Below are 19,617 nucleotides of genomic sequence, written 5' to 3'. Positions count from 1 at the left end.
GTGGATGTCTTCACCGTACGCCACGCCGGCGCGGCGTCTCACTCCGGGATCCGGCGCTCCTCGATGAGCCGTGCCAGCCACAGACCGCTGTCCTTCACGGTGCGCTCCTGCGTCTCGTAGTCGACGTGCACGATGCCGAAGCGCTTGCTGTAGCCGTAGCCCCACTCGAAGTTGTCGAACAGCGACCAGACCATGTACCCGCGCAGGTCGACGCCCTGCTGCAGAGCACGATGAGCCGCCGTGAAATGACGGCGCAGGTAGTCGAGCCTGGCGTCGTCGTGCACGCGATCGCCGCTGAGCTCGTCGTCGAAAGCCGCACCGTTCTCTGTGATGACGAGCGGAAGTCCCGGATGCTCGCGGCTGAGCCTCAGCAGCAGCTCCTCGAGTCCGTCGGGAGCGATGTTCCATCCCATCGCCGTGTACGGGCCGTCCTGCGTGAGGAACTCCACGTCGTCGCTGCCCGGCCAGGCCGAGCCGCCGACGTCCTTGTGCCCGTCCGCTCGCTGCCGCGGGGCGATGCCGTCCCACATCCGCACCCGCGTCGTGGAGTAGTAGTTCACGCCGAGGAAGTCGATCGGCTGCCGGATGATCTCGGTGTCGCCGGGCCGCACGAACAGCCAGTCGGTGACCGCCGCGGTGTCGTCGATGAGATCGTCGGGATAGCCGCCGACGAGCATGGGATGCGTGAACGACCGGTTGGCGAGGGCGTCGATACGGCGCACGGCCTCGGAGTCCGGGCCGTCTGCTCCGCGGATCACGTGGAAGTTGAGCGTCACCGACACCTGCGCGCGCGGCGCCACCTCTCGCAGCACCTGAACGGCGAGGCCGTGGGCGAGATTCAGGTGGTGCACGGCCCGCAGTGCGGCGACGCCGTCGGTGCGGCCGGGAGCGTGCGCGCCCGACCCATATCCGAGGAACGCACTGCACCACGGCTCATTCAAGGTCGTCCAGACATGCACGCGCTCACCGAGCGCCTCCGCGACGTGACGGGTGTACTCGGCGAACCGGTAGGCGGTCTCGCGGTTGGTCCATCCACCGGCATCCTCGAGCGCCTGCGGCAGATCCCAGTGATAGAGAGTGGCGATCGGACGGATGCCGCGGGCGATCAGACCGTCGACGAGACGTTCATAGAACGCCAGGCCCGCCTCGTTCACCGGACCGGACCCCGTCGGTTGGATGCGCGGCCAGGAGATCGAGAACCGATACGCCTCGATCCCCAGGTCGGCCATGAGATCGAGATCGGCGTCGAGCCGGTTGTAGTGGTCGACGGCCACATCTCCCGTGTCGCCGTCGACGACCCTGCCCGGTGTCGCGCTGAAGGTGTCCCAGATCGACGGGCCTCGCCCGTCTGCGGTGGCCGCGCCCTCGATCTGGTACGCGGCGGTGGCCGCACCGATCAGGAACCCGGCGGGGAACTCCAGCCCGACATCCCGGTAATCGGGGCTGTCTCTGGTGTGCGCCTGCATCTCGATGGTCATGTCAGCCTTTCACTGCGCCTTGCATGATTCCGGTCACGAGCTGGCGGCCCGCGACGAAGAAGAGGATGAGGAGGGGGATCACCGAGAGCACGGCCCCGGCGAGCACGAGGGCGTTGTCCGGGTTCTGTCCCCCGGCTGCGCTCAGCGCCGCCAGCGCGGTCTGCACCGTGGGATTTCGCGGTGTGAGGGCGAGCAGCGGCCACAGGTAGTCCGTCCACGCGGCCATGAAGCTGAACAGACCGAGCACCGCCATGGCGGGACGCGCCGCGGGCAGCGCCACGTGCCAGAAGGTGCCCCACATGCTCGCACCGTCCATCCGCGCGGCTTCGATCAGCTCGTCCGGGATCACGTCGACGAGATACTGCCGCATGAAGAACACCCCGAAGGCGGTGACCATGCCGGGAACGATGACCGCCTGCAGCGAGCCCACCCAGCGCCACTCCGCCATCAGCATGAACAGCGGGATGATGCCCAGCTGGGTGGGAATCGCCATGGTGGCGATCACTGCGACGAGCAGTCCGCTGCGGCCGCGGAAGCGCAGCTTCGCGAAGGCGTACCCGGCGAGAGTCGAGAAGAACACCACCGACAGGGTGATCGCGGCCGATATCACCGCGCTGTTGATCAGCGACAGCAGGAACGGAACCGTCTCGAACACCTCGGCGGCGTGGGACAGGAAGTTCGGCCCCGGCAGGACCGCCGGCGGCACGAGGTTGGTGTCGGACGACTGGCGGGACGAGATGACGAACGACCACCACAGCGGGAACGCCGAGCCGGCGAAGTACGCGATGAGCAGGGCGTACGTGAGCATCCCCGGGCGCTCGTAGGCGCGCACGCGGCGAGCGCGGCGCTCGGATGCCGTCGTGCGGCGCTCTGCCCCGGCATCCGTCTCCGACGCCGGTGCGGGGGTGAGGAGGGCGGTCATGATGCTCCCTGCTGGGTGTGAGCCGGAACCGGCGTCTGCTTTCGGGACGGGACTCGCGTCTTGCGCACCGTGGAGGTCTTCTCGTCGGCGGTGCGGATCGCTCGGGTGATCATGAAGCTGAGCAGCCCGACGAGCATGATGACGAGGAACAGGATCCACGCCGTCGCGGACGCGCGGCCGAAGTCGCGCATGGGGAAGCCGAGCTGGTACAGGTAGAGCACGATCGTCTGGAACTGCCGGTCGCTGCCGCCGTAGGTGCGGCCGTCGAAGAGCTTCGGCTCGGTGAAGATCTGCAGCCCGCCGATGGTCGCCGTGATGACGACGAAGATCAGCGTCGGACGGATCAGCGGGAGGGTGATCGACCAGAACTGACGCAGCCTGCTGGCTCCGTCGATGGTGGCCGACTCGTACATGTCTCGCGGCACGGCCTGCATGGCCGCGAGCAGGAGCAGGGCGTTGTATCCGGTCCAGCGCCAGTTCACCATGGTGGCGATCGCGACGTGCGACGGGAAGACGTCGAACGACCAGCGGATCGGATCGAGACCGAGCAGTTCGAGCAGACCGGCGACAGGCCCGTGGTACTGGTTGAAGACCTGCAGGAAGATCACCGTCACCGCGACCGGTGCGACGATGTAGGGCAGCAGGATGCTCATCCGCCAGAACGTGCGACCGCGGATCGCCTGGTTCAGCAGCGCAGCGACGACCGTGGCGATGACGAGCTGCGGTATGGCCGAGAGCAGGAAGATGCTGAACGTGTTGCCGAACGCGTTCCAGAAGAACGGGTCGTTGAGGACGTCGACGTAGTTCTGCAGCCCCACGAAGTCGCCCTGGCCCTTCAGCAGATGCCAGTCGTAGAGCGACACGTTGAACGTGTAGACGATGGGGAAGACGCCGATCAGCGCGAACAGGATGAAGAACGGCGCGATGTACAGGTACGGGGAGAAGGTGTGGTCGAGACGACTGACCTTCTGACGGAACGTGAGTTCCGTGCGGGCGGCTCTGCCGGTTGTGCTGCTCATCGTTGAACCAATCGCGGGATCGAGTGCGGGGTGGATGCTCGGGCGGCTCGGCGACGTGCGTCGAGCCGCCCGTGCGGTCAGCTGGGGATCTGGTCGAGCAGTTCCATGGCGGCGTCCCAGGCCTTGTCGGGATCGGTGACCTCGCCCTGGCTGACGCGGTCGAAGATCGGCCCGAAGACGTTGTCCTGGATGTTGGAGTCCTCCGGTCCCTTGACCTGAGCGACGACACCCTTCGAGCGCTCGGCGAAGATCTGGCCGATCGGCGCGTCGTTGAAGAAGGGGCTGGTGGTGTCGGCGACGAGCTTCTGACCCTCGGTCGTGCTCGGGTACGGCCCCGCCTTCTCGAAGGCCGATGCCTGCTGCTCGGGCGATGCGAGCCAGAGCGCGAGCTTGGCGGCCTCCTCCTTGTGCTCCGACGAGGATGCGACGCCGAGGAACGCACCGCCCCAGTTGGCGGCGCCGCCGGGAAGCACGTTCGCGAAGTCCCAGCCGCTGTCGGTGGTGCCCTCGTCGTAGTAGCCCTGCACGATGCCGAGCATCCAGCTCGGGCACATGTAGACCGCGAAGTCGCCGGCCTTGGCCTCGGGCCCGACCTCCCAGCCGGGAAGGCCTGCGCCGAGCCCGGCCTTCTCAGCCTCGACGATCTTGGCGAAATGCTCCTTCAGCACATCGTTGTCCTCGATGTTGAGCGTCTCGCCGTCCTTCTTGTAGTAGCCCTCTTCCTGCTGGTTGACGAACGAGTTCCAGAAGAACCGCGGGCTGTGGTAGAAAGCCTTGCCTGTCTTGTCGACATACTCCTCGCCGACCTCGAAGAAGCGATCCCACGTGGCGTCCTCACCACCGAAGTAGGCGGCCACCTCTTCCCGTTCGCTGGGCAGGCCGGCGGCCTCGAACAGATCGCCGCGGTAGCACAGGCCCTGCGGCCCGATGTCGAGGCCGGCGCCGATGACCTGACCGTCGGCCGTGGTGCCCTGCTCGTACTTCCAGTCGAGCCAGGAGTCCTTGACGTCTTCGATGCCGTAGTCGCGCAGGTCGACGAACGCGTCGGACACCTCGGCGATCGTGCCGAGCCAGCCCTCCTCGATCGCGACGATGTCGCTGAGCCCGGTGCCTGCGGCGATCTTCGCGTAGGCGTCGTCGCGGGCTGCGCCGCCCCCCTCGAGGTTGGTCGCCTCGATCTTGATGTTCGGATTCTGCTTCATGTACTCGGCGTACTTCGCATCGACGCCCATGGTGCCGAAGGTCGTGATCGACAGGGTGATCTGGTCGTCACTCGCTTCGGCGCCACCCCCCGTCGAGCATCCGGTGGCGATGAGGGCCACGGCGGCGACGCCGGCGACGGACGCGGCGATCTTGCTTCGTGCTGATTTCACGGTCACTCCCTTGTGTGCGCTTCGGGCGAAGCATGCAAGCGCTCCCATGATTTGTGTGGGAGCGCTCCCAGCGGCTTCGGCGTTCACGATACGCCGGGCTTTTGCGACCTGTCAAGAGGTTCATGGGCGCGCTCCCACGGAAGACCCGCAACCGCACGCCGGAACGCCGGGGCCTAGCCGGTGTGCGCGCGGGAGACCTCGCAGGCCTCGTCAGGCTGTGATCGCCAGCTGGCGACGTGCCTCGTCGATGGTCGCCAGCACGTCGATCGAGGTCCGCAGCGGGTGCAGCGGAGACTCGCGAAGCCCGTCATCGATGTGCTGCGCGACGGCCGCGGCCTGCCAGGCCATCCCGTCGCGGTGGGTCAGACCGGAGACGTCGACGAAGCGGCCGCGTGCGTCGCCGTGCTCTGCCGAGAATCCCCCGGGGAAGACGAACGACGGATCGACCTGCAGTCCGCCCTGCGATCCCGAGACGGATGCCGAGCCGGGCGACGTCACCCGGATGCTCGCGCTCAGCAGCGCCTGAGCGCCCGACGCGTAGTCGAGAACGAGCGCGCTCTGCTGATCGACGCCCGAGGCGGTGAGGGTGCCGCGGGCCGTGATCGCGGTGGGCGCCCCCAGCCACAGGTGGCTGAGCCAGACGGGGTAGACGCCGAGGTCGAGCAGTGCGCCCCCGCCCAGCGCCGGATCGAAGAGACGTCCGCCGGCACGCGGGTCGGCGGCGAACCCGAGATCGGCGATGACCAGTCGCGGATCGCCGATGACGCCGTCCTCGTGCAGGTGCAGCATGACATCCGTCTGCGGAAGGAAGCGGGTCCACATCGCCTCCATCGCGAAGACACCGGCCGCGCGGGCAGCGGCGGCGATGTCGCGCGCCTCGTCGGCGGAGACGGCGATCGGCTTCTCGATGAGCACGTGCCTGCCGGCGGCGATCGCATCGAGCGCGAGGCGACGGTGCTCACTGTGCGGCGCCGCGATGTAGACGATCTGCACCTGCTCGTCGTCGTACAGCGCGGCGTAGTCCTCGTGCACGCGGGCGATGCTGTGCCGCCGGGCGAACTCGTGGGCGCGATCGACCGATCGTGAGGCGACGGCGATCACCCGCTGGTCGGTGTGCGTGTGCAGGGCATGCACGAAGTCGGTGGCGATGCCGCCGGGCGCGGTGACACCCCAGTTCAGAACCGGTCCGCCCCGAAGCGGTGCCGTTCGCGGAGTGGGCATGGTGAGCAGCGGCGCGGTCATGAGTCCTGAACCTAGTGCACGACGACGAGCGGGCTTCCCGGCCGACTCGAGGGGTGGACGGTTTCGAGGTGGTCGGGTATCGTCCTGGGCACGATCGGAGAATTCTCGGATTGCACGGGGGCTGAGCATGAACGTCGAGACGACAGGGGTCCGCAGAACTGCGGTGTACCTCTGGGGCGCGTTCTTCGTGCTCGCGTGGGCGCTTCTCAGCGCGGTGCTCTCCGGCAGCGAGGCTCGAGCGGATGACGAGACCCCGGCGCCCCTGTCAGGACTCACGTCGCTGGTGGGCGACACGCTGGGCGGTGTGGTCGCCCCGGTCGCGAAGGCGGCGACCTCGACCGTCGAGCAGGTGGCCGCTCCGGTCACTTCGACCGTCCAGCAGGTCGTGGAGAAGACGACGACGACCGTGGCCTCGGTTCCGGTCGTCGGCGCGCCCGCGGCGCAGGTGATCGCGCAGACCGGCGACACCGTGTCGACCGTGACGAAGACCGTCGAGGACGTCGCGGCGTCCGCTCCGGTCAGCGCGATCGTCACCCCGGTGACGGATGCTGTCGGCAGCGTCCCCGTGGTGGGTTCGGTCGTCGACGGACTGGGCGCGACCGACCTCGTGGACGAGGTGGCGACGGGCGTCGACAGCGTTCTCGAGATCGTTCCGCCTGTGATCGGCACCACGGTCGACCCCGTCGTCGGCGGGCTTCAGCCGGGCATCCCGAGCACCGACGATGCCGTGGTTCCCGACCTCGAGGTCCCGCTCGATGCCGACGGCTCCCCGGCGGATCCCGGCGCGGACAGCGGGGCGGGGTGGGCTGTCGAGCCTGCGTCGGTCGTCGCCGTGACGCCTGTGGCGCAGCCGTCGGCATCCGCCCTGCCCGCCGTGATGCGGGATGCCGGTGCGATACTCCCTCGCGATTCTCACGCTCAGCCGACCGTTCCGTCGGGAGAGCAGCCCGGCGCGCCCTCGAGCTCTCCCGGCGTCGCCGCTCCGACCTCCGCCGCCGGCGGCAGCGGGCCTGCGCCCGGTACGAGTTCCGACCGCCCTCCCTCCGCACGTCTCGATCTCGGGGCGTCTTCCCGGACGGGCATCCCCGTGGATGCTGCTCTGCCGGATTCTCCGGCGGGCAGCACCGACGTCTCTCCTGACTGACGAGAGGGCAGCCGATTCTGCATCGGCACGCCCGGATCACACGACCGTGTGATCTTCCTCTCGCACAGATCAGGAGTAATTCTCATGCGCACTATCGTCAAGCACGCCTTGTGGGGCGCGCTCATCGCCGGCGGCGTCTCGCTGCTCGGCGCCACGGCCGCGAACGCGGCCGAAACGAATGGGGAGGACGGTCTTCTCTCGGGGACGCAGATCCTCGCACCGGTCACCGCGCCGGTCGACGTGGTCGGGAACGCCGTATCGCTGCTCGGCGACGCGGCCGCCGGCTCGATGCCGGAAGCCGCGCCCGCGGCTCAGGCACCGGCTCCCGCTGCGGCTCCCGCTGCGGCTCCCGCGGCTCCCGCTGAGACCAGCGGCGACAACGGCGTGGTCTCTGGCACTCAGGCGCTCATCGACGTGGTCGCACCGGTGGCCGTGTCGGGGAACGCCGTGAGCGTCCTGGGCTCGTCCTCCGCTCAGTCGGATGCCGCAGCGCCCGCGCCCGCACCTGCACCTGCACCTGCGGCGGTCAGCACGTCGGGGTCGGACGGGATCCTGTCGGGCACGCAGGGCCTCATCTCGGTGACGGCACCCATCACGGTGACCGGCAACGGCCTCTCCGTGCTCGGGGACGCCACCGGCGCCCAGGGATCGGACACCGCCTCGGAGCCCGCTTCGGCGCCGGTGACCGATGCCACCACGAGCGGAGACGACGGGATCGTCAGCGGCACGCAGGTGGTCGCACCCATCACCGCACCCATCACGATCGGCGGCAACGGCATCTCCCTGATCGGCGACGCCACGGCTGCAGACGGAACCACGGGCACATCGGCACCCACCGAGGCACCCGCGACCGACGCCACCACGAGCGGAAACGACGGGATCCTCGGCGGCACGCAGGTGCTCGCACCCATCACCGCACCGATCACGGTGACCGGCAACGGCATCTCCGTCCTCGGCGACGCCACGGCAGCCCAGGGATCGGACAGCATTCCGACGACCGGTGCGCCCGCAGCCGACCCCACCACGGATGGAAGCGGTGGGATCCTCGGCGGCACGCAGGTGCTGCTTCCGATCACCGCGCCCATCACGATCGGCGGCAACGGCATCTCCCTGATCGGCGACAGCACGGTGGAGGTCCCGGGAACCACTCCCGGAGACACCGATGCCGGTACCGACCCCGGTACTGATCCCGGGACTGACCCGGGAACCGATCCGGGGGCCGAGCCAGGCACCGATCCCGGCACCGACACGGGCACTGACCCGGGGACCGTCCCCGGCACCGACCAGGGAAGCGAGCCCGGCGCCGACCAGGCGACGGATGCCGGCATCGACCCCGCGGCCCTCGTGACGTCGCCGCGCGCTGCGTCCGTGATCCCCGCCGCGAGCGGCACCCGGGCGCTGGCCATGACCGGTGGTGGTGAGATGGCCCCGGCCCTTGCCCTGCTGGCCGGTCTGATGCTGTTCATCGGTGGCGCGCTGGTCCGACGCGCCCGCGCAGCGGCCTGACCACAGCCGGTGCGGCGGATGCGACATGACAGCGCATCCGCCGCACCGGCATGCCCACCGGCATCCGTCGACAGGCATCCGACGCTCCGACGCTCCGACGCTCCGACGCTCCGACGGTGCGGGGTCGAAAACGCACGCGAGCGCCCGCGGAAGCGTACGTATTCGACCTCGCACCACCCGACAGGGGCGAACTCATCGGGCGCGCATGCAGAAGGCCCCCGGCATCCGGAGATGGCGGGGGCCTGCTGGTTCAGCGAGATTACTTCGCGGCGGTGACCTGAAGGGTGATCACGGCGGTGACGTCGTCGTGCAGACGAACCGTCGCCTCGTGCTCGCCCGTCGTCTTGATCGGCGAGGTGAAGTGCACCTTGCGCTTGTCGATCGAGCCGAGGCCCTCAGCCGCGACGGCGTCGGCCACGTCGGCCGTCTTCACCGAGCCGAACAGGCGACCCTCGGCGCCGGCCTTGACGGCCAGACGCACCTTGGTGCCCTCGAGCTTGTTCTTGAGTGCGGTCGCCTCGTCGAGGTCGTGGATCTGGCGGGCCTTGCGGGCTGCCTGGATCGACTCGACCTGCTTCTGGCCACCACGGGTCCACGCCACGGCGTAGCCCTTGGGGACGAGGTAGTTGCGGGCGTACCCGTTCTTGACCTCGATGACGTCTCCGGCGCTACCCAGCCCGGCGACCTCGTTCGTGAGAATCAGCTTTGCCATGTCCGTACCCCTCAGCGGCCAGCGCCGGCGTAGGGCAGGAGAGCCATCTCGCGAGCGTTCTTGATCGCCTTGGCGATCAGACGCTGCTCCTGCACGGAGACACCGGTGATACGACGGGCACGGATCTTGCCGCGCTCCGAGATGAACTTGCGAAGCGTCGCGACATCCTTGTAGTCGATGACGCCAACGCGGATGGACTTCGCGGGAGCGGTGGGCTTGCCACCCTTCCGCGGCTTGCGGCGATCGCCGCTCGACTTTCCAGCCATGTTTCTTCCTTAAGAGATGATCGGATGCCCGAGCCCTTCGACAGGCTCAGGGACCCGGAATTCAGAACGGGGTGTCGTCGCCGAAGCTGCCCGGAGTGCTCCAGGCGTCAGCGCTCGAGGAACCGGGGGTCGACCACGGCTCGTCCGAGACCTGCTGCTGCTGCTGCGGACGCGACTGTCCACCGCCACCGTTGGATGCGGCCCGCGTGACCTGTGCCGTCGCGTATCGCAGCGACGGACCGATCTCGTCAACCTCCAGCTCGATCGAGGTGCGCTGGTTGCCTTCGCGGTCCTGGTAGGAGCGCTGACGCAGACGGCCCTGCGCGATGACGCGCATGCCCTTCGTCAGGGAACCTGCCACGTGCTCGGCGAACTCGCGCCACACCGACGCGCGGAGGAACAGCGCTTCGCCGTCCTTCCACTCGTTGGCCTGACGGTCGAACGTGCGCGGGGTCGAGGCGATGGTGAAGTTCGCCACCGGCAGTCCGTTCTGCGTGTAACGCAGCTCGGGGTCTGCGGTGAGGTTGCCCACCACGGTGATGACGGTTTCGCCGGCCATGAGCGTCAGGCCTTGGCTTCGGCAGGCTCAGCCCGGCGCGCGGCCGTCTTGGGCTTGCGAGCAGCCTTGTCGGCGGCGCGCTTGGCCTCGGCGGCGACCATGGCCTGTGCCTCTTCGGCACGCAGAACCTTGGTGCGGAACACGAGCTCGCTCAGCTTCAGCTGACGGTCGAGCTCGACCGTGGCCTCGCTGGTGGCGGTGAAGTTGACGACGGCGTAGATGCCCTCGTTCTTCTTGTTGATCTCGTAGGCGAAACGACGCTTGCCCCAGATGTCGACCTTGTCAATCGAGCCACCATCGTTGGTGATGACCTTCAGGAACTTGTCGAGGTTGGGGGCAACCTGGCGCTCGTCCAGCTCGGGGGTCAGAATGACCATGAGCTCGTACTGGTGCGTCACTTACCCACCTCCTTCGGACTAGAACGGCTCCCGGGACTTTCCCGGAAGCAGGAGGGTGTGTAGCACGTCGTCTGTCGCGGCTTCCCGAATGGATGCCGACGGGCAGACAACCACAACAGTCTACCGGATCGATGACGATGCCCCGGACCGGTCGCCGATCGGCTGCTTCAGCGCCTGCTTCAGCACCTGCTTCAGCACCTGCTTCAGCACCTGCTTCAGCACCTGCTTCGTCGCCGGCTTCATCGACGGCGACCAGGGGACGGGTAGCGTTCAGGTATGGAGTGGATCGCCGAGCGAGCGGAGGGTCGATGACGGCTCCTGCACCACAGCAGCACCCGTTCGAGACCAGGCCGCTGACAGAACCCGTCCACCCCCGAGCGGTAAACGAGTTCTGGCGCGCGGTCAAAGTACAGAACCCGACATCCGGGACGCAGATCGTCATCGGTGTGATCTTCGCGGTGGTCTTCGGCCTGGTGTTCCTGCCGGTCATCGGCTTCGCGCTGTTCGGAATGATCTCGGGCCTGGCGTCGGGAGACCCCGGCGTCGGCGCGCTGTTCTCACTGCCGGCGCTGATCCCTGTGGTGCTCGCCGCGGTGGGCATCCCGCTGTTCATCGTCTCCCGTCGCCGCACGCGCGAGAGCACCTACCGGATCGCCCGGTTCGCCGAAGCCAACGCGATGACCTTCCGCCCGTTCGTGGCCGACCCGCCGCTTCCCGGCATGATCTTCCATCGAGGCGACGCACGGATGGCCTCGCAGCTCGTGCGCGGCCAGCATCCGCGCTTCGTCGAATTCGGCAACTACACGTACACGACCGGCTCCGGGAAGAACAAGACCACGCACAGCTGGGGCTACGTCGCGGTGAAGCTCGACGTGCCGCTGCCCAACATCGTGCTCGACGCGCTGGGCAACAACTCCCTCGGCTCGAACCTGCCGTCCACCTTCTCGAAAGACCAGAGGCTCTCGCTCGAGGGAGACTTCGACCAGCACTTCACGCTGTACTGCCCGAGCGGATACGAAGCCGACGCCCTCTACCTCTTCACCCCCGACATCATGGCCAGGTTCATCGATCACGCGGCGCAGCTCGACGTGGAGATCGTCGACGACTGGATGTTCCTGTACATGCGCCGACCCGCCTCGACCACGGACGTGAGCACCTGGGCATGGCTGTTCGGCACGGTCGGTGCGCTGATGACGAAGTTCGACCAGTGGGCCCGCTGGCGCGATGACCGTCTGCGGTTCGCGCAGGGGGCGCCGGCGCAGCATCCGTCTGCCCAGACACCCGCGGCCGCGGGGCCGCACCACCCGCCAATGCCCCCGACGGCGCTGCCCTTCGCGCCGCCGGCCGGCATGCTGCGGCCACCACCCGGTGTCGCCCCTCAGGGTCGACGCCTGCGCACCGGCTTCTCGTGGGTGACGGTGGTGGTCATCGTCCTCATCGTCGGCGTCGCGATGCTGCCGCAGCTGTTCGGGCTGCTGTCGCTCCTCTTCATCCGCTGAGTCCGGGGCGCGCTGCCCGGGGTGGTCCCGTATGGCCGCCTCCATACGCCCGACGCGGCCATATGGGCCCACCCGCGGGCCGGATGCTATGCCGGCGCCAACCCGAAGTACTCGAGCTCGGCGGTGTTCAGCATCCGGGATCTGATCAGGAACCGCATGCCGGTGGGGCCCTCGACACTGAACCCCGCACCGCGGCCAGGCACGACGTCGATCGTGAGGTGCGTGTATTTCCAGTACTCGAACTGCGACTCCGACATGAACACCTCGATCGGGTCGAGCCCGTCGACCTCGAGCCGGCCCAGCAGCACGTCGCTGGGGCCGGTGATGAACATGCCGACCGGGTAGCACATGGGTGACGAGCCGTCGCAGCATCCGCCCGACTGATGGAACATCAGGGGTCCGTGCTGCGTCGTCAGCTCACGCAGCAGCTCGGCGGCGGCATCCGATACATCCACCCGTTGGTATCTGCCGATACTCACCATCATCCGCTCCTCTCGAATCCGTCGGTCTCGGGCGGACGTCACGCGACGCCCGCCCGAGACCGTGGATGCCGATCAGAAGAAGCCCATCGGCCCTTCCGCGTACGACACGAGCAGATTCTTGGTCTGCTGGTAGTGATCGAGCATCATCTTGTGGTTCTCGCGACCGACGCCCGACTGCTTGTACCCGCCGAACGCGGCGTGCGCCGGGTACTGGTGGTACGTGTTCGTCCACACGCGACCCGCCTCGATGGCGCGTCCGGCGCGGTACGCGGTGTCTCCGCTGCGGCTCCAGACACCGGCGCCCAGGCCGTACAGCGTGTCGTTGGCGATCGAGATCGCGTCGTCGAAGTCGCTGAAGCTCGTGACCGACAGCACCGGACCGAAGATCTCCTCCTGGAAGATGCGCATGTCGTTCGTTCCCTCGAAGACCGTCGGTGCGACGTAGAAGCCCTCGCTGAGGTCGCCCCCGAGGTCGACTCGCTCGCCACCGGTGAGCAGCTTCGCGCCGCCCTGCTTTCCGATGTCGATGTAGCTGAGGATCTTCTCGAGCTGGTCGTTCGACGCCTGGGCGCCGATCATCGTGGCGGGGTCGAGCGGGTTGCCCTGCACGACCTTGCCGACGCGCTCCAGTCCGTCGGCGAGGAACCCGTCGTAGATCGAACGCTGGATGAGGGCGCGCGACGGGCACGTGCAGACCTCGCCCTGATTGAGCGCGAACATCGTGAATCCCTCGAGCGCCTTGTCGTAGTACGGGTCTTCGGCGCGGGCGACATCCTCGAAGAAGACGTTCGGCGACTTGCCGCCGAGCTCGAGGGTGACGGGGATGAGGTTCTGCGACGCGTACTGCATGATCAGCCGGCCCGTCGTGGTCTCACCGGTGAACGCGACCTTGCGGATGCGCTTGTGCTGAGCGAGCGGTGCGCCGGCCTCGATGCCGAACCCGTTGACGATGTTCACGACACCTGCGGGCAGCAGATCGCCGATGATCTCGAACAGGAACAGCAGCGACGCCGGAGTCTGCTCGGCCGGCTTGATGACCACGCAGTTGCCGGCGGCGAGAGCGGGGGCGAGCTTCCACGTGGCCATAAGGATCGGGAAGTTCCACGGGATGATCTGGCCGACGACTCCCAGCGGCTCGTGGAAGTGGTACGCGACGGTGTTCTCGTCGAGCTGGCTGATGCCGCCCTCCTGCCCGCGCAGCACGCCCGCGAAGTAGCGGAAGTGGTCGATCGCGAGCGGGATGTCGGCGGCGAGCGTCTCACGCACCGGCTTGCCGTTCTCCCATGTCTCGGCGACGGCGATCATCTCGAGGTTCTCCTCGATGCGGTCGGCAATCCTGTTGAGGATCACGGAGCGCTCGGCGGGCGAGGTGCGCCTCCACGACTCGAACGCCTTCCAGGCGACATCCACCGCGCGGTCGACGTCTTCCGCCGTGCCGCGGGCGACCTCGGTGAACGGCTTGCCGTTGACGGGGCTGATGTTCTCGAAGTACTGGCCCTTGGCCGGTTCGACGAACTCGCCGCCGATGTAGTGGCCGTAGCGGGCACGGTAGTTCGCGACCGCGCCGGGCTGGCCGGGGGCGGCGTAGGCGGTGGACACGTCTTCTTCGACGATGGTCATCGGTGACTCCTTCGACGGGCCGCGGCCTCGATGCTGCGCGGCTGTTGGATACGAAGGTAGGTCGCCGGACGTTGCACCCGGGTGCGCAACGTTGCAGTCGGTTGCGGCGGACCCTTCCGGCTTTCGAATCGCTCAAATGGCCGGAACGGGCGACCGGCAGCGACAAGGTGAGCGATTCGAACGGATGTGGGTCACCCGGCGTCGAGACGCTCGATCCGCGCGACCAGGCCTGCACGTCGCGGCGAGCGGGCCGGCAGCATCTCGAGGCACAGCCGCAGCGCCTCGGCGTCGTTCTGCCCCTCGGGGATCTCCCCGTAGGCGAGGAGCACGTCGAGGCTGGCCTCGGTGACCATCGCCTCGTGCAGCGCCGCGCGCACGGTGTCGCGGAACTCCTCGACGCCGGGAGCCGTCGATTCGGGCAGCACCGCGCCGGTGTAGGCGCTCAGGGCCACCCGGTGCGCCCCTCGGTCGAGGAGCGAGAGCACGTTCTGCGCGTCGGTCTCGAGCGGTGCCGTGAGCCGGTAGGGGCGTGACTGGGGCACGAGATCGGGTGAGACGCGCTCGAGGATCTTGCGCAGCCGCACCATCTCCGGCCGCAGCGTGTCGGCCGTCGCGGAGTCGCCGTAGACGAGCTCGGTGAGCCGTTCAGCCGAGAGCCCGTGGCGGTGCACGGCCAGCATGAGCAGGATCTCGGCGTGCCGCGCACTGAGCTCCACGACCGTCTCGCCGTCATCGGCCATCAGCTCGAGCCGCGCGCGATCGCGGGCCAGCACCTGCAGCCGGGCGCGCCCGGTGGAGCGCCGCACTCGCCCGGACGATCGCGCGGCGCTGCGCCCCGCCCCGCTGCGCCCCGCCCCGCTGCGCGCCGACTCGCTGCGCGCCCGCAGCCGGGCGACGAGCAGTTCGGATTCGACGGCTCGAGCCGTGGCATCCACCAGCATCCGCGCCTGCGGCGTGACCGCCTCCGCCCCACCCGTGACGTCGATCACACCGAGGACGCGCCGCGTCTCGGGGTCGAACACGGGCGCGGCCGTGCACGACCAGGGCTGCACGAGGCGGTTGTAGTGCTCGGCGTGGTGGATCTGCACCGACTCGCCGAGGGCGAGGGCGGTGCCAGGGGCCGAGGTGCCGACCATCTGCTCCGACCAGTTGGCGCCCTCGACGAATCCCATCTCGCCCGACAGCAGCCGCTGGCGCAGATCTCCCTCCACCCACAGCAGGCGCCCGGCGTGATCGCCGACGGCGACGACGACGCCGGAGTCCTCCGCGCTGCCTGGCAGCAGCAGCGAGCGGATGAGATCCATCACCGAGGCGAGCGGATGCCCGGAACGATACGCCTCCAGCGTCTCCTGACCGAGTTCCAGGGGCGGCCGGCCCTCGGCGCCCACGCGGCTCTGCCAGGCGCGCTCCCATGAGGCGCGCACCAGCGGTCGCACCTGCTGCAGGCGGGTGTCATCGAGGTTGCCGGCGACGAGCTCCTCGTGCGCGCGCTCGATCAGAAGTCGCGAGACCTCAGGGAAGGCATCGCGCGATGACGACCACGGTGACGGCATGGACGCTCCGATCAGCGCTGACGGGTCTGCCCAGTGTAGATCGGATGCCCGGCGATCACACCCCTCGGTTGGCCCCGCGCGTGCACCATCGGACCCGGCTCGCGCACAGCGATATTCCCGGCCGGCCGGGGTTCCGGCGGGCCCGCCGATAGGGGATGCTGAAGACGCACACGGTCGCGATCGCCGCCGTGGTCTCACGCGAAGGGGTAGCACGATGAAGGCCATCCAGTACCGCACGATCGGACAGGGACCAGAGCTGGTCGAGATCGAGACTCCCGAGCCCGGTCCGGGTCAGATACGCATCAAGGTCACGGCCGCGGGCCTCTGCCATTCCGACTGGTTCGTGATGGGCCTGCCGGCCGAGCAGTACATCTACGGTCTGCCGCTCACGCTGGGGCACGAGGGGGTCGGCATCGCGGACAAGCTCGGCGACGGCGTGGAGGGCATCGAGCTCGGCGCCTCCTATGCCATCTACGGACCGTGGGGATGCGGGCAGTGTCACGCCTGCGCGCGCGGCGCAGAGAACTACTGCACGCGAGCTGCGGAGCTCGGCATCCAGCCTCCCGGGCTCGGCTCCCCTGGCGCGATGGCCGAGTACGTGATCATCGACGATGCCCGCCATCTCGTCCCGATCGGCGACATGGACCCGGTCGAGACCGTGTCGCTGACCGACGCGGGACTCACCCCGTACCACGCGATCATGTCGTCGAAGGACAAGCTCGTCGCCGGCACGACCGCCGTGGTCATCGGCACCGGCGGTCTGGGACACGTGGGCATCCAGGTGCTGCGCGCGGTCACCTCGGCGACCGTCATCGCCCTCGACATCGCCGACGAGAAGCTGGCGCTGGCTCGCGACGTCGGAGCCCATCACGCCCTGATGTCCGACGACTCGGCCGTCGACGAGATCCGGCGGCTCACGAACGGGCGAGGCGCCGAGGCGGTGTTCGACTTCACCGGCGTGCAGCCGACTCTCGACATCGCACGCCAGGTCGTCGCCGTCGACGGCGACATCCAGATCGTCGGGATCGGTGGCGGGCTGCTGCCCACCGGGTTCTTCTCCACCCCCTTCGGCGCGTCGGTGCGGGCCCCGTACTGGGGCACGCGCAGCGAGCTGATGGAGGTGCTGTCCCTCGCGCAGACCGGTTCGGTGGGCGTGCACGTCGAGCGCTACTCGATGGAGCAGGCCGTGGACGCGTACACGCGACTGCACGACGGCAAGGTGCAGGGTCGCGCGGTGGTCGTGCCCTGACACCCGTGCGGTCCGGATGCCGCGCAGCTCAGCCGCGCGCGGCCCACCATTCGCGCAGACGCTGCTCCGCGGCATCCGGGCCGATCACACCTTCATCCAGCCGCACCTCGAGCAGGAAGCGGTACGCCTCGCCGACCTCGCGCCCCGGGGTGATGCCCAGGATCTGCTGGATCTGGTTGCCGTCGAGCTCGGGACGGATGCTGTCGAGCTCCTCCTGCTCGCGCAGCTCGACGATGCGCCGCTCGATGTCGTCGTAGGCGGAGGCCAGGCGAGCGGCCTTGCGCCGGTTGCGGGTGGTCACGTCGGCGCGCACGAGGATGTGCAGGCGCTCGACGACGTCGCCGGCGTCGCGGACGTATCGCCGCACGGCGGAATCGGTCCAGGCGCCCTCGGCGTAGCCGAAGAAGCGCAGGTGCAGCTCGATCAGCTTGGCGACCGCATCGGTCGTGGCGCTGTCGAAGCGCAGGGCCTGCAGGCGCTTTCGCGCCATGCGCGCACCGACCACGTCGTGATGGTGGAAGGTGACCCCTCCGCCGTTCTCGAGCTTGCGGGTGCGCGGCTTGCCGATGTCGTGCAGCAGAGCGGCCAGGCGCAGCGGCACGTCGGCAGCGGCGCCCGGGTTGCGAGACTTCTCGAGCTCGATCGCCTGACGCACCACGGTCAGCGAGTGCTCGTAGACGTCCTTGTGGTGGTGGTGCTCGTCGACCTCGAGTCGCAGCGCACTCACCTCGGGCAGGAACTCCTCGATCAGTCCGCTCTCGACCAGCACCCGGATGCCGCGGACCGGGTCGTCGGTCTGCATGAGCCGCACGAGTTCGCCCTGCACGCGCTCGGGGCTGACGATCGTCAGCGTCTCGCGCAGCTTCTCGACGGCGGCGAAGGTGGCATCCTCGATCGAGAAGCCGAGCTGGGCGCTGAAGCGCGCCGCCCGCAGCATCCGCAGCGGGTCGTCGCCGAAGCTGATCGCCGGGTCGATCGGCGTGCGCAGGATGCCAGAGACGAGGTCCTCGACACCGCTCGTCGGATCGATCAGCTTGACCGCCGGAACCTGCAGCGCCATGGCGTTGACGGTGAAGTCGCGCCGCAGCAGGTCTCCGTCGATGGTGTCGCCGAACTCGACGACCGGCTTGCGGGTGACGCCGTCGTAGCTGTCGGCACGGTACGTGGTGATCTCGACCTGCTCGCCCTGTACCCGCGCGCCGATGGTGCCGAAGGCGCGGCCGATGTCCCACTGGGTGCTGGAGATCGGGGTGACGATCCGGAGGATGTCGTCGGGGCGTGCGTTCGTCGTGAAGTCGAGGTCGTGCGTCTCGCGGCCGAGCAGCGCGTCGCGCACCGGACCGCCGACGACGGCGAGGTCGAAGCCCGCATCCGCGAAGGCGGTCGCGAGGGTGCTGACGACGGGGTTCGCGGCGAGCGCGCCGAGTCGGGACAGGCCCTCGGCCATATTGAGCATGGATTCAAGGGTACCGGCGCCGCGCGCGCTCACCGGTTCCGCACGCGCCCGAGACGCAGACGGCGGTCAGCGAATCGGGTCGCCCTGCACCGGCCCCTCGGTGTTCGGCTTCCAGCCCAGCGCGGGGGCGACGTGCTCGGCGAAGGCCTGCAGCACGTGCAGGTTGTACTCCGGGCCGAGCTGATTCGGGATGGTGAGCATGAGCGTGTCCGCCGCCATCACGGCCTCGTCGGCCTTCAGCTGCTCGATCAGCTCGTCGGGCTCGGCCGCGTACGTCTTGCCGAACGTGGAGCGGTAGCCGTCGATGATGCCGACCTGGTCGCTGTTCTCGCGGGAGCGCAGACCGAAGTACGCCCGGTCGCGGTCGCTGACCAGCGGGAACACGCTGCGGCTCACCGACACCCGTGGTGCGCCGGTGTGGCCGGCATCCCGGTATGCGGCACGGAACAGGTCGATCTGCTCGCGCTGCAGCTCGTGGAACGGCTGGCCGGTCGCCTCGGTGAGCAGGGTCGAGCTCATCATGTTCAGGCCCATCCGCCCGGTGGCCTCGGCCGTCGCCCGCGAGCCGGCGCCCCACCAGATGTGCTCCCGCAGGGTGGGCGACTGCGGCTCGATGGCGAGGTAGTGACCTGCTCCGACCATGCGCGGGTCGCCCGGAGCGATGCGCTCGCCGTCGATCACCTTGAGGAAGAGGTCGAACTTCTCCCGCGCCAGCACGCTGCCGCGCTCGGTGTCCTCCTCATCGCGGAAGCCGAAGGTCTCGTAACCGCGCAGTGCCGTCTCGGGTGACCCGCGGCTCACACCGAGGGCGATGCGGCCGTCGGCGATGAGGTCGAGCGCGGCAGCCTCCTCGGCGAACTGGAACGGGTTCTCGTAGCGCATGTCGATCACGCCGGTGCCGACCTCGATGCGCTTGGTGCGCGCGGCCATGGCCGACAGCAGCGGCATGGGCGAGGCCGCCTGGCGCGCCCAGTGGTGCACGCGCACGTAGGCGCCGTTGACGCCGATCTCATCGGCGCCCTCGGCGATCTCGATCGTCTGGCGCAGCATGTCGCCGGCGGTGCGGGTCAGGGAGCCGGGCACGTCTGCGTAGTGCCCGAAGGAGAGGAAGCCGAATGCCTTCATGTCGTATGCAAACG

19 protein-coding genes are annotated in these 19,617 nt (G+C 68.7%); 4 read left to right on the top strand and 15 right to left on the bottom strand.

Going from position 1 to position 19,617, the window contains the following annotated elements; translation table 11 throughout:
- Positions 1 to 38 precede the first annotated feature (38 nt).
- From H9633_RS05850 to H9633_RS05830, 5 genes are all read right to left on the bottom strand, one after another.
- Complete coding sequence (locus H9633_RS05850; protein WP_225211050.1) at positions 39 to 1,478, bottom strand: GH1 family beta-glucosidase; 1,440 nt, start codon at positions 1,476 to 1,478, stop codon at positions 39 to 41.
- A gap of 1 nt (position 1,479) precedes the next feature.
- A complete protein-coding gene (locus H9633_RS05845) occupies positions 1,480 to 2,400 on the bottom strand; it encodes a carbohydrate ABC transporter permease (RefSeq protein WP_191712424.1) in 921 nt (306 codons plus the stop codon).
- A complete protein-coding gene (locus H9633_RS05840; protein WP_071641218.1) occupies positions 2,397 to 3,419 on the bottom strand; it encodes a carbohydrate ABC transporter permease in 1,023 nt (340 codons plus the stop codon). The genes H9633_RS05845 and H9633_RS05840 overlap by 4 nt, the downstream gene beginning before the upstream one ends.
- Before the next feature lie 77 nt (positions 3,420 to 3,496).
- On the bottom strand, positions 3,497 to 4,792 hold the full coding sequence (locus tag H9633_RS05835; protein WP_256221006.1) for an ABC transporter substrate-binding protein: 1,296 nt from the start codon (positions 4,790 to 4,792) through the stop codon (positions 3,497 to 3,499).
- A 210-nt stretch (positions 4,793 to 5,002) separates the two neighbouring features.
- On the bottom strand, positions 5,003 to 6,034 hold the full coding sequence (locus tag H9633_RS05830; protein WP_191712423.1) for a Gfo/Idh/MocA family protein: 1,032 nt from the start codon (positions 6,032 to 6,034) through the stop codon (positions 5,003 to 5,005).
- Between the two features lie 127 nt (positions 6,035 to 6,161).
- Here H9633_RS05830 and H9633_RS05825 point away from each other — a divergent pair, with 127 nt between their 5' ends.
- Both H9633_RS05825 and H9633_RS05820 read left to right on the top strand, forming a co-directional pair.
- Complete coding sequence (locus tag H9633_RS05825; RefSeq protein ID WP_191712422.1) at positions 6,162 to 7,178, top strand: hypothetical protein; 1,017 nt, start codon at positions 6,162 to 6,164, stop codon at positions 7,176 to 7,178.
- A gap of 84 nt (positions 7,179 to 7,262) precedes the next feature.
- Positions 7,263 to 8,684, top strand: a complete 1,422-nt coding sequence (locus H9633_RS05820; protein ID WP_191712421.1) for a chaplin family protein — start codon at positions 7,263 to 7,265, stop codon at positions 8,682 to 8,684.
- Between the two features lie 259 nt (positions 8,685 to 8,943).
- Here the strand turns inward: H9633_RS05820 and rplI are convergent, their stop codons facing one another.
- The 5 genes from rplI to H9633_RS13135 all read right to left on the bottom strand — a co-directional run bounded on the left by rplI (position 8,944) and on the right by H9633_RS13135 (position 10,862).
- Complete coding sequence (rplI, locus tag H9633_RS05815) at positions 8,944 to 9,396, bottom strand: 50S ribosomal protein L9 (protein WP_071641236.1); 453 nt, start codon at positions 9,394 to 9,396, stop codon at positions 8,944 to 8,946.
- 11 nt (positions 9,397 to 9,407) lie between these two features.
- A complete protein-coding gene (gene rpsR, locus H9633_RS05810; RefSeq protein WP_071641238.1) occupies positions 9,408 to 9,662 on the bottom strand; it encodes a 30S ribosomal protein S18 in 255 nt (84 codons plus the stop codon).
- 61 nt (positions 9,663 to 9,723) lie between these two features.
- The gene (locus H9633_RS05805; protein WP_191712420.1) at positions 9,724 to 10,221 is read right to left on the bottom strand and encodes a single-stranded DNA-binding protein; all 498 of its coding nucleotides are present in this window, start codon (positions 10,219 to 10,221) and stop codon (positions 9,724 to 9,726) included.
- A gap of 5 nt (positions 10,222 to 10,226) precedes the next feature.
- Complete coding sequence (rpsF, locus tag H9633_RS05800; protein WP_071641240.1) at positions 10,227 to 10,619, bottom strand: 30S ribosomal protein S6; 393 nt, start codon at positions 10,617 to 10,619, stop codon at positions 10,227 to 10,229.
- A gap of 120 nt (positions 10,620 to 10,739) precedes the next feature.
- Positions 10,740 to 10,862, bottom strand: a complete 123-nt coding sequence (locus H9633_RS13135; protein WP_263598394.1) for a hypothetical protein — start codon at positions 10,860 to 10,862, stop codon at positions 10,740 to 10,742.
- 65 nt (positions 10,863 to 10,927) lie between these two features.
- Here H9633_RS13135 and H9633_RS05795 point away from each other — a divergent pair, with 65 nt between their 5' ends.
- Entirely contained in the window at positions 10,928 to 12,118 is a 1,191-nt protein-coding gene (locus H9633_RS05795) for a hypothetical protein (RefSeq protein ID WP_191712419.1), read from the top strand.
- Between the two features lie 86 nt (positions 12,119 to 12,204).
- Here H9633_RS05795 and H9633_RS05790 read toward each other — a convergent pair whose 3' ends face one another.
- The 3 genes from H9633_RS05790 to H9633_RS05780 form a co-directional block, all read right to left on the bottom strand.
- Entirely contained in the window at positions 12,205 to 12,600 is a 396-nt protein-coding gene (locus H9633_RS05790; protein WP_191712418.1) for a DUF779 domain-containing protein, read from the bottom strand.
- Between the two features lie 72 nt (positions 12,601 to 12,672).
- Positions 12,673 to 14,220, bottom strand: coding sequence for an acetaldehyde dehydrogenase ExaC (gene exaC / locus H9633_RS05785; protein WP_191712417.1), 1,548 nt, complete (start codon positions 14,218 to 14,220; stop codon positions 12,673 to 12,675).
- A 191-nt stretch (positions 14,221 to 14,411) separates the two neighbouring features.
- Positions 14,412 to 15,773 carry a GAF domain-containing protein gene (locus tag H9633_RS05780; RefSeq protein ID WP_191712416.1) on the bottom strand — a complete coding sequence of 454 codons (1,362 nt, stop codon included), beginning with the start codon at positions 15,771 to 15,773 and terminating at the stop codon, positions 14,412 to 14,414.
- 214 nt (positions 15,774 to 15,987) lie between these two features.
- Between H9633_RS05780 and H9633_RS05775 the strand changes: the two genes are divergently transcribed.
- Positions 15,988 to 17,022: an NAD(P)-dependent alcohol dehydrogenase gene (locus H9633_RS05775; protein WP_191712415.1), complete on the top strand. Its 1,035-nt coding sequence runs from the start codon at positions 15,988 to 15,990 to the stop codon at positions 17,020 to 17,022.
- Between the two features lie 28 nt (positions 17,023 to 17,050).
- On the opposite strand, the gene H9633_RS05770 is transcribed toward H9633_RS05775, so the two are convergent.
- Together H9633_RS05770 and H9633_RS05765 are read right to left on the bottom strand one after the other, a co-directional pair.
- A complete protein-coding gene (locus H9633_RS05770) occupies positions 17,051 to 18,478 on the bottom strand; it encodes a CCA tRNA nucleotidyltransferase (protein ID WP_191712414.1) in 1,428 nt (475 codons plus the stop codon).
- A 66-nt stretch (positions 18,479 to 18,544) separates the two neighbouring features.
- Entirely contained in the window at positions 18,545 to 19,603 is a 1,059-nt protein-coding gene (locus tag H9633_RS05765) for an LLM class flavin-dependent oxidoreductase (protein ID WP_191712413.1), read from the bottom strand.
- Between the last annotated feature and the right edge of the window lie 14 nt (positions 19,604 to 19,617).

It is taken from the genome of Microbacterium commune (assembly GCF_014836945.1).
GTDB lineage: Bacteria > Actinomycetota > Actinomycetes > Actinomycetales > Microbacteriaceae > Microbacterium > Microbacterium commune.
Note: the sequence above shows the minus strand (reverse complement) of the source record. Positions and strands in the feature narration are given on the sequence as shown.

Coding starts and splice junctions, on each gene's coding strand:
- rpsR (WP_071641238.1), bottom strand. CDS start 9,662: ATGGCTGGAAAGTCGAGCGGCGATCGCCGCAAGCCGCGGAAGGGTGGC.
- H9633_RS05790 (WP_191712418.1), bottom strand. CDS start 12,600: ATGGTGAGTATCGGCAGATACCAACGGGTGGATGTATCGGATGCCGCC.
- H9633_RS05825 (WP_191712422.1), top strand. CDS start 6,162: ATGAACGTCGAGACGACAGGGGTCCGCAGAACTGCGGTGTACCTCTGG.
- rplI (WP_071641236.1), bottom strand. CDS start 9,396: ATGGCAAAGCTGATTCTCACGAACGAGGTCGCCGGGCTGGGTAGCGCC.
- H9633_RS13135 (WP_263598394.1), bottom strand. CDS start 10,862: ATGAAGCCGGCGACGAAGCAGGTGCTGAAGCAGGTGCTGAAGCAGGTG.
- H9633_RS05770 (WP_191712414.1), bottom strand. CDS start 18,478: ATGCTCAATATGGCCGAGGGCCTGTCCCGACTCGGCGCGCTCGCCGCG.
- H9633_RS05850 (WP_225211050.1), bottom strand. CDS start 1,478: ATGACCATCGAGATGCAGGCGCACACCAGAGACAGCCCCGATTACCGG.
- H9633_RS05795 (WP_191712419.1), top strand. CDS start 10,928: ATGACGGCTCCTGCACCACAGCAGCACCCGTTCGAGACCAGGCCGCTG.
- H9633_RS05840 (WP_071641218.1), bottom strand. CDS start 3,419: ATGAGCAGCACAACCGGCAGAGCCGCCCGCACGGAACTCACGTTCCGT.
- H9633_RS05780 (WP_191712416.1), bottom strand. CDS start 15,773: ATGCCGTCACCGTGGTCGTCATCGCGCGATGCCTTCCCTGAGGTCTCG.
- H9633_RS05765 (WP_191712413.1), bottom strand. CDS start 19,603: ATGAAGGCATTCGGCTTCCTCTCCTTCGGGCACTACGCAGACGTGCCC.
- H9633_RS05805 (WP_191712420.1), bottom strand. CDS start 10,221: ATGGCCGGCGAAACCGTCATCACCGTGGTGGGCAACCTCACCGCAGAC.
- H9633_RS05845 (WP_191712424.1), bottom strand. CDS start 2,400: ATGACCGCCCTCCTCACCCCCGCACCGGCGTCGGAGACGGATGCCGGG.
- H9633_RS05820 (WP_191712421.1), top strand. CDS start 7,263: ATGCGCACTATCGTCAAGCACGCCTTGTGGGGCGCGCTCATCGCCGGC.
- H9633_RS05775 (WP_191712415.1), top strand. CDS start 15,988: ATGAAGGCCATCCAGTACCGCACGATCGGACAGGGACCAGAGCTGGTC.
- H9633_RS05830 (WP_191712423.1), bottom strand. CDS start 6,034: ATGACCGCGCCGCTGCTCACCATGCCCACTCCGCGAACGGCACCGCTT.
- exaC (WP_191712417.1), bottom strand. CDS start 14,220: ATGACCATCGTCGAAGAAGACGTGTCCACCGCCTACGCCGCCCCCGGC.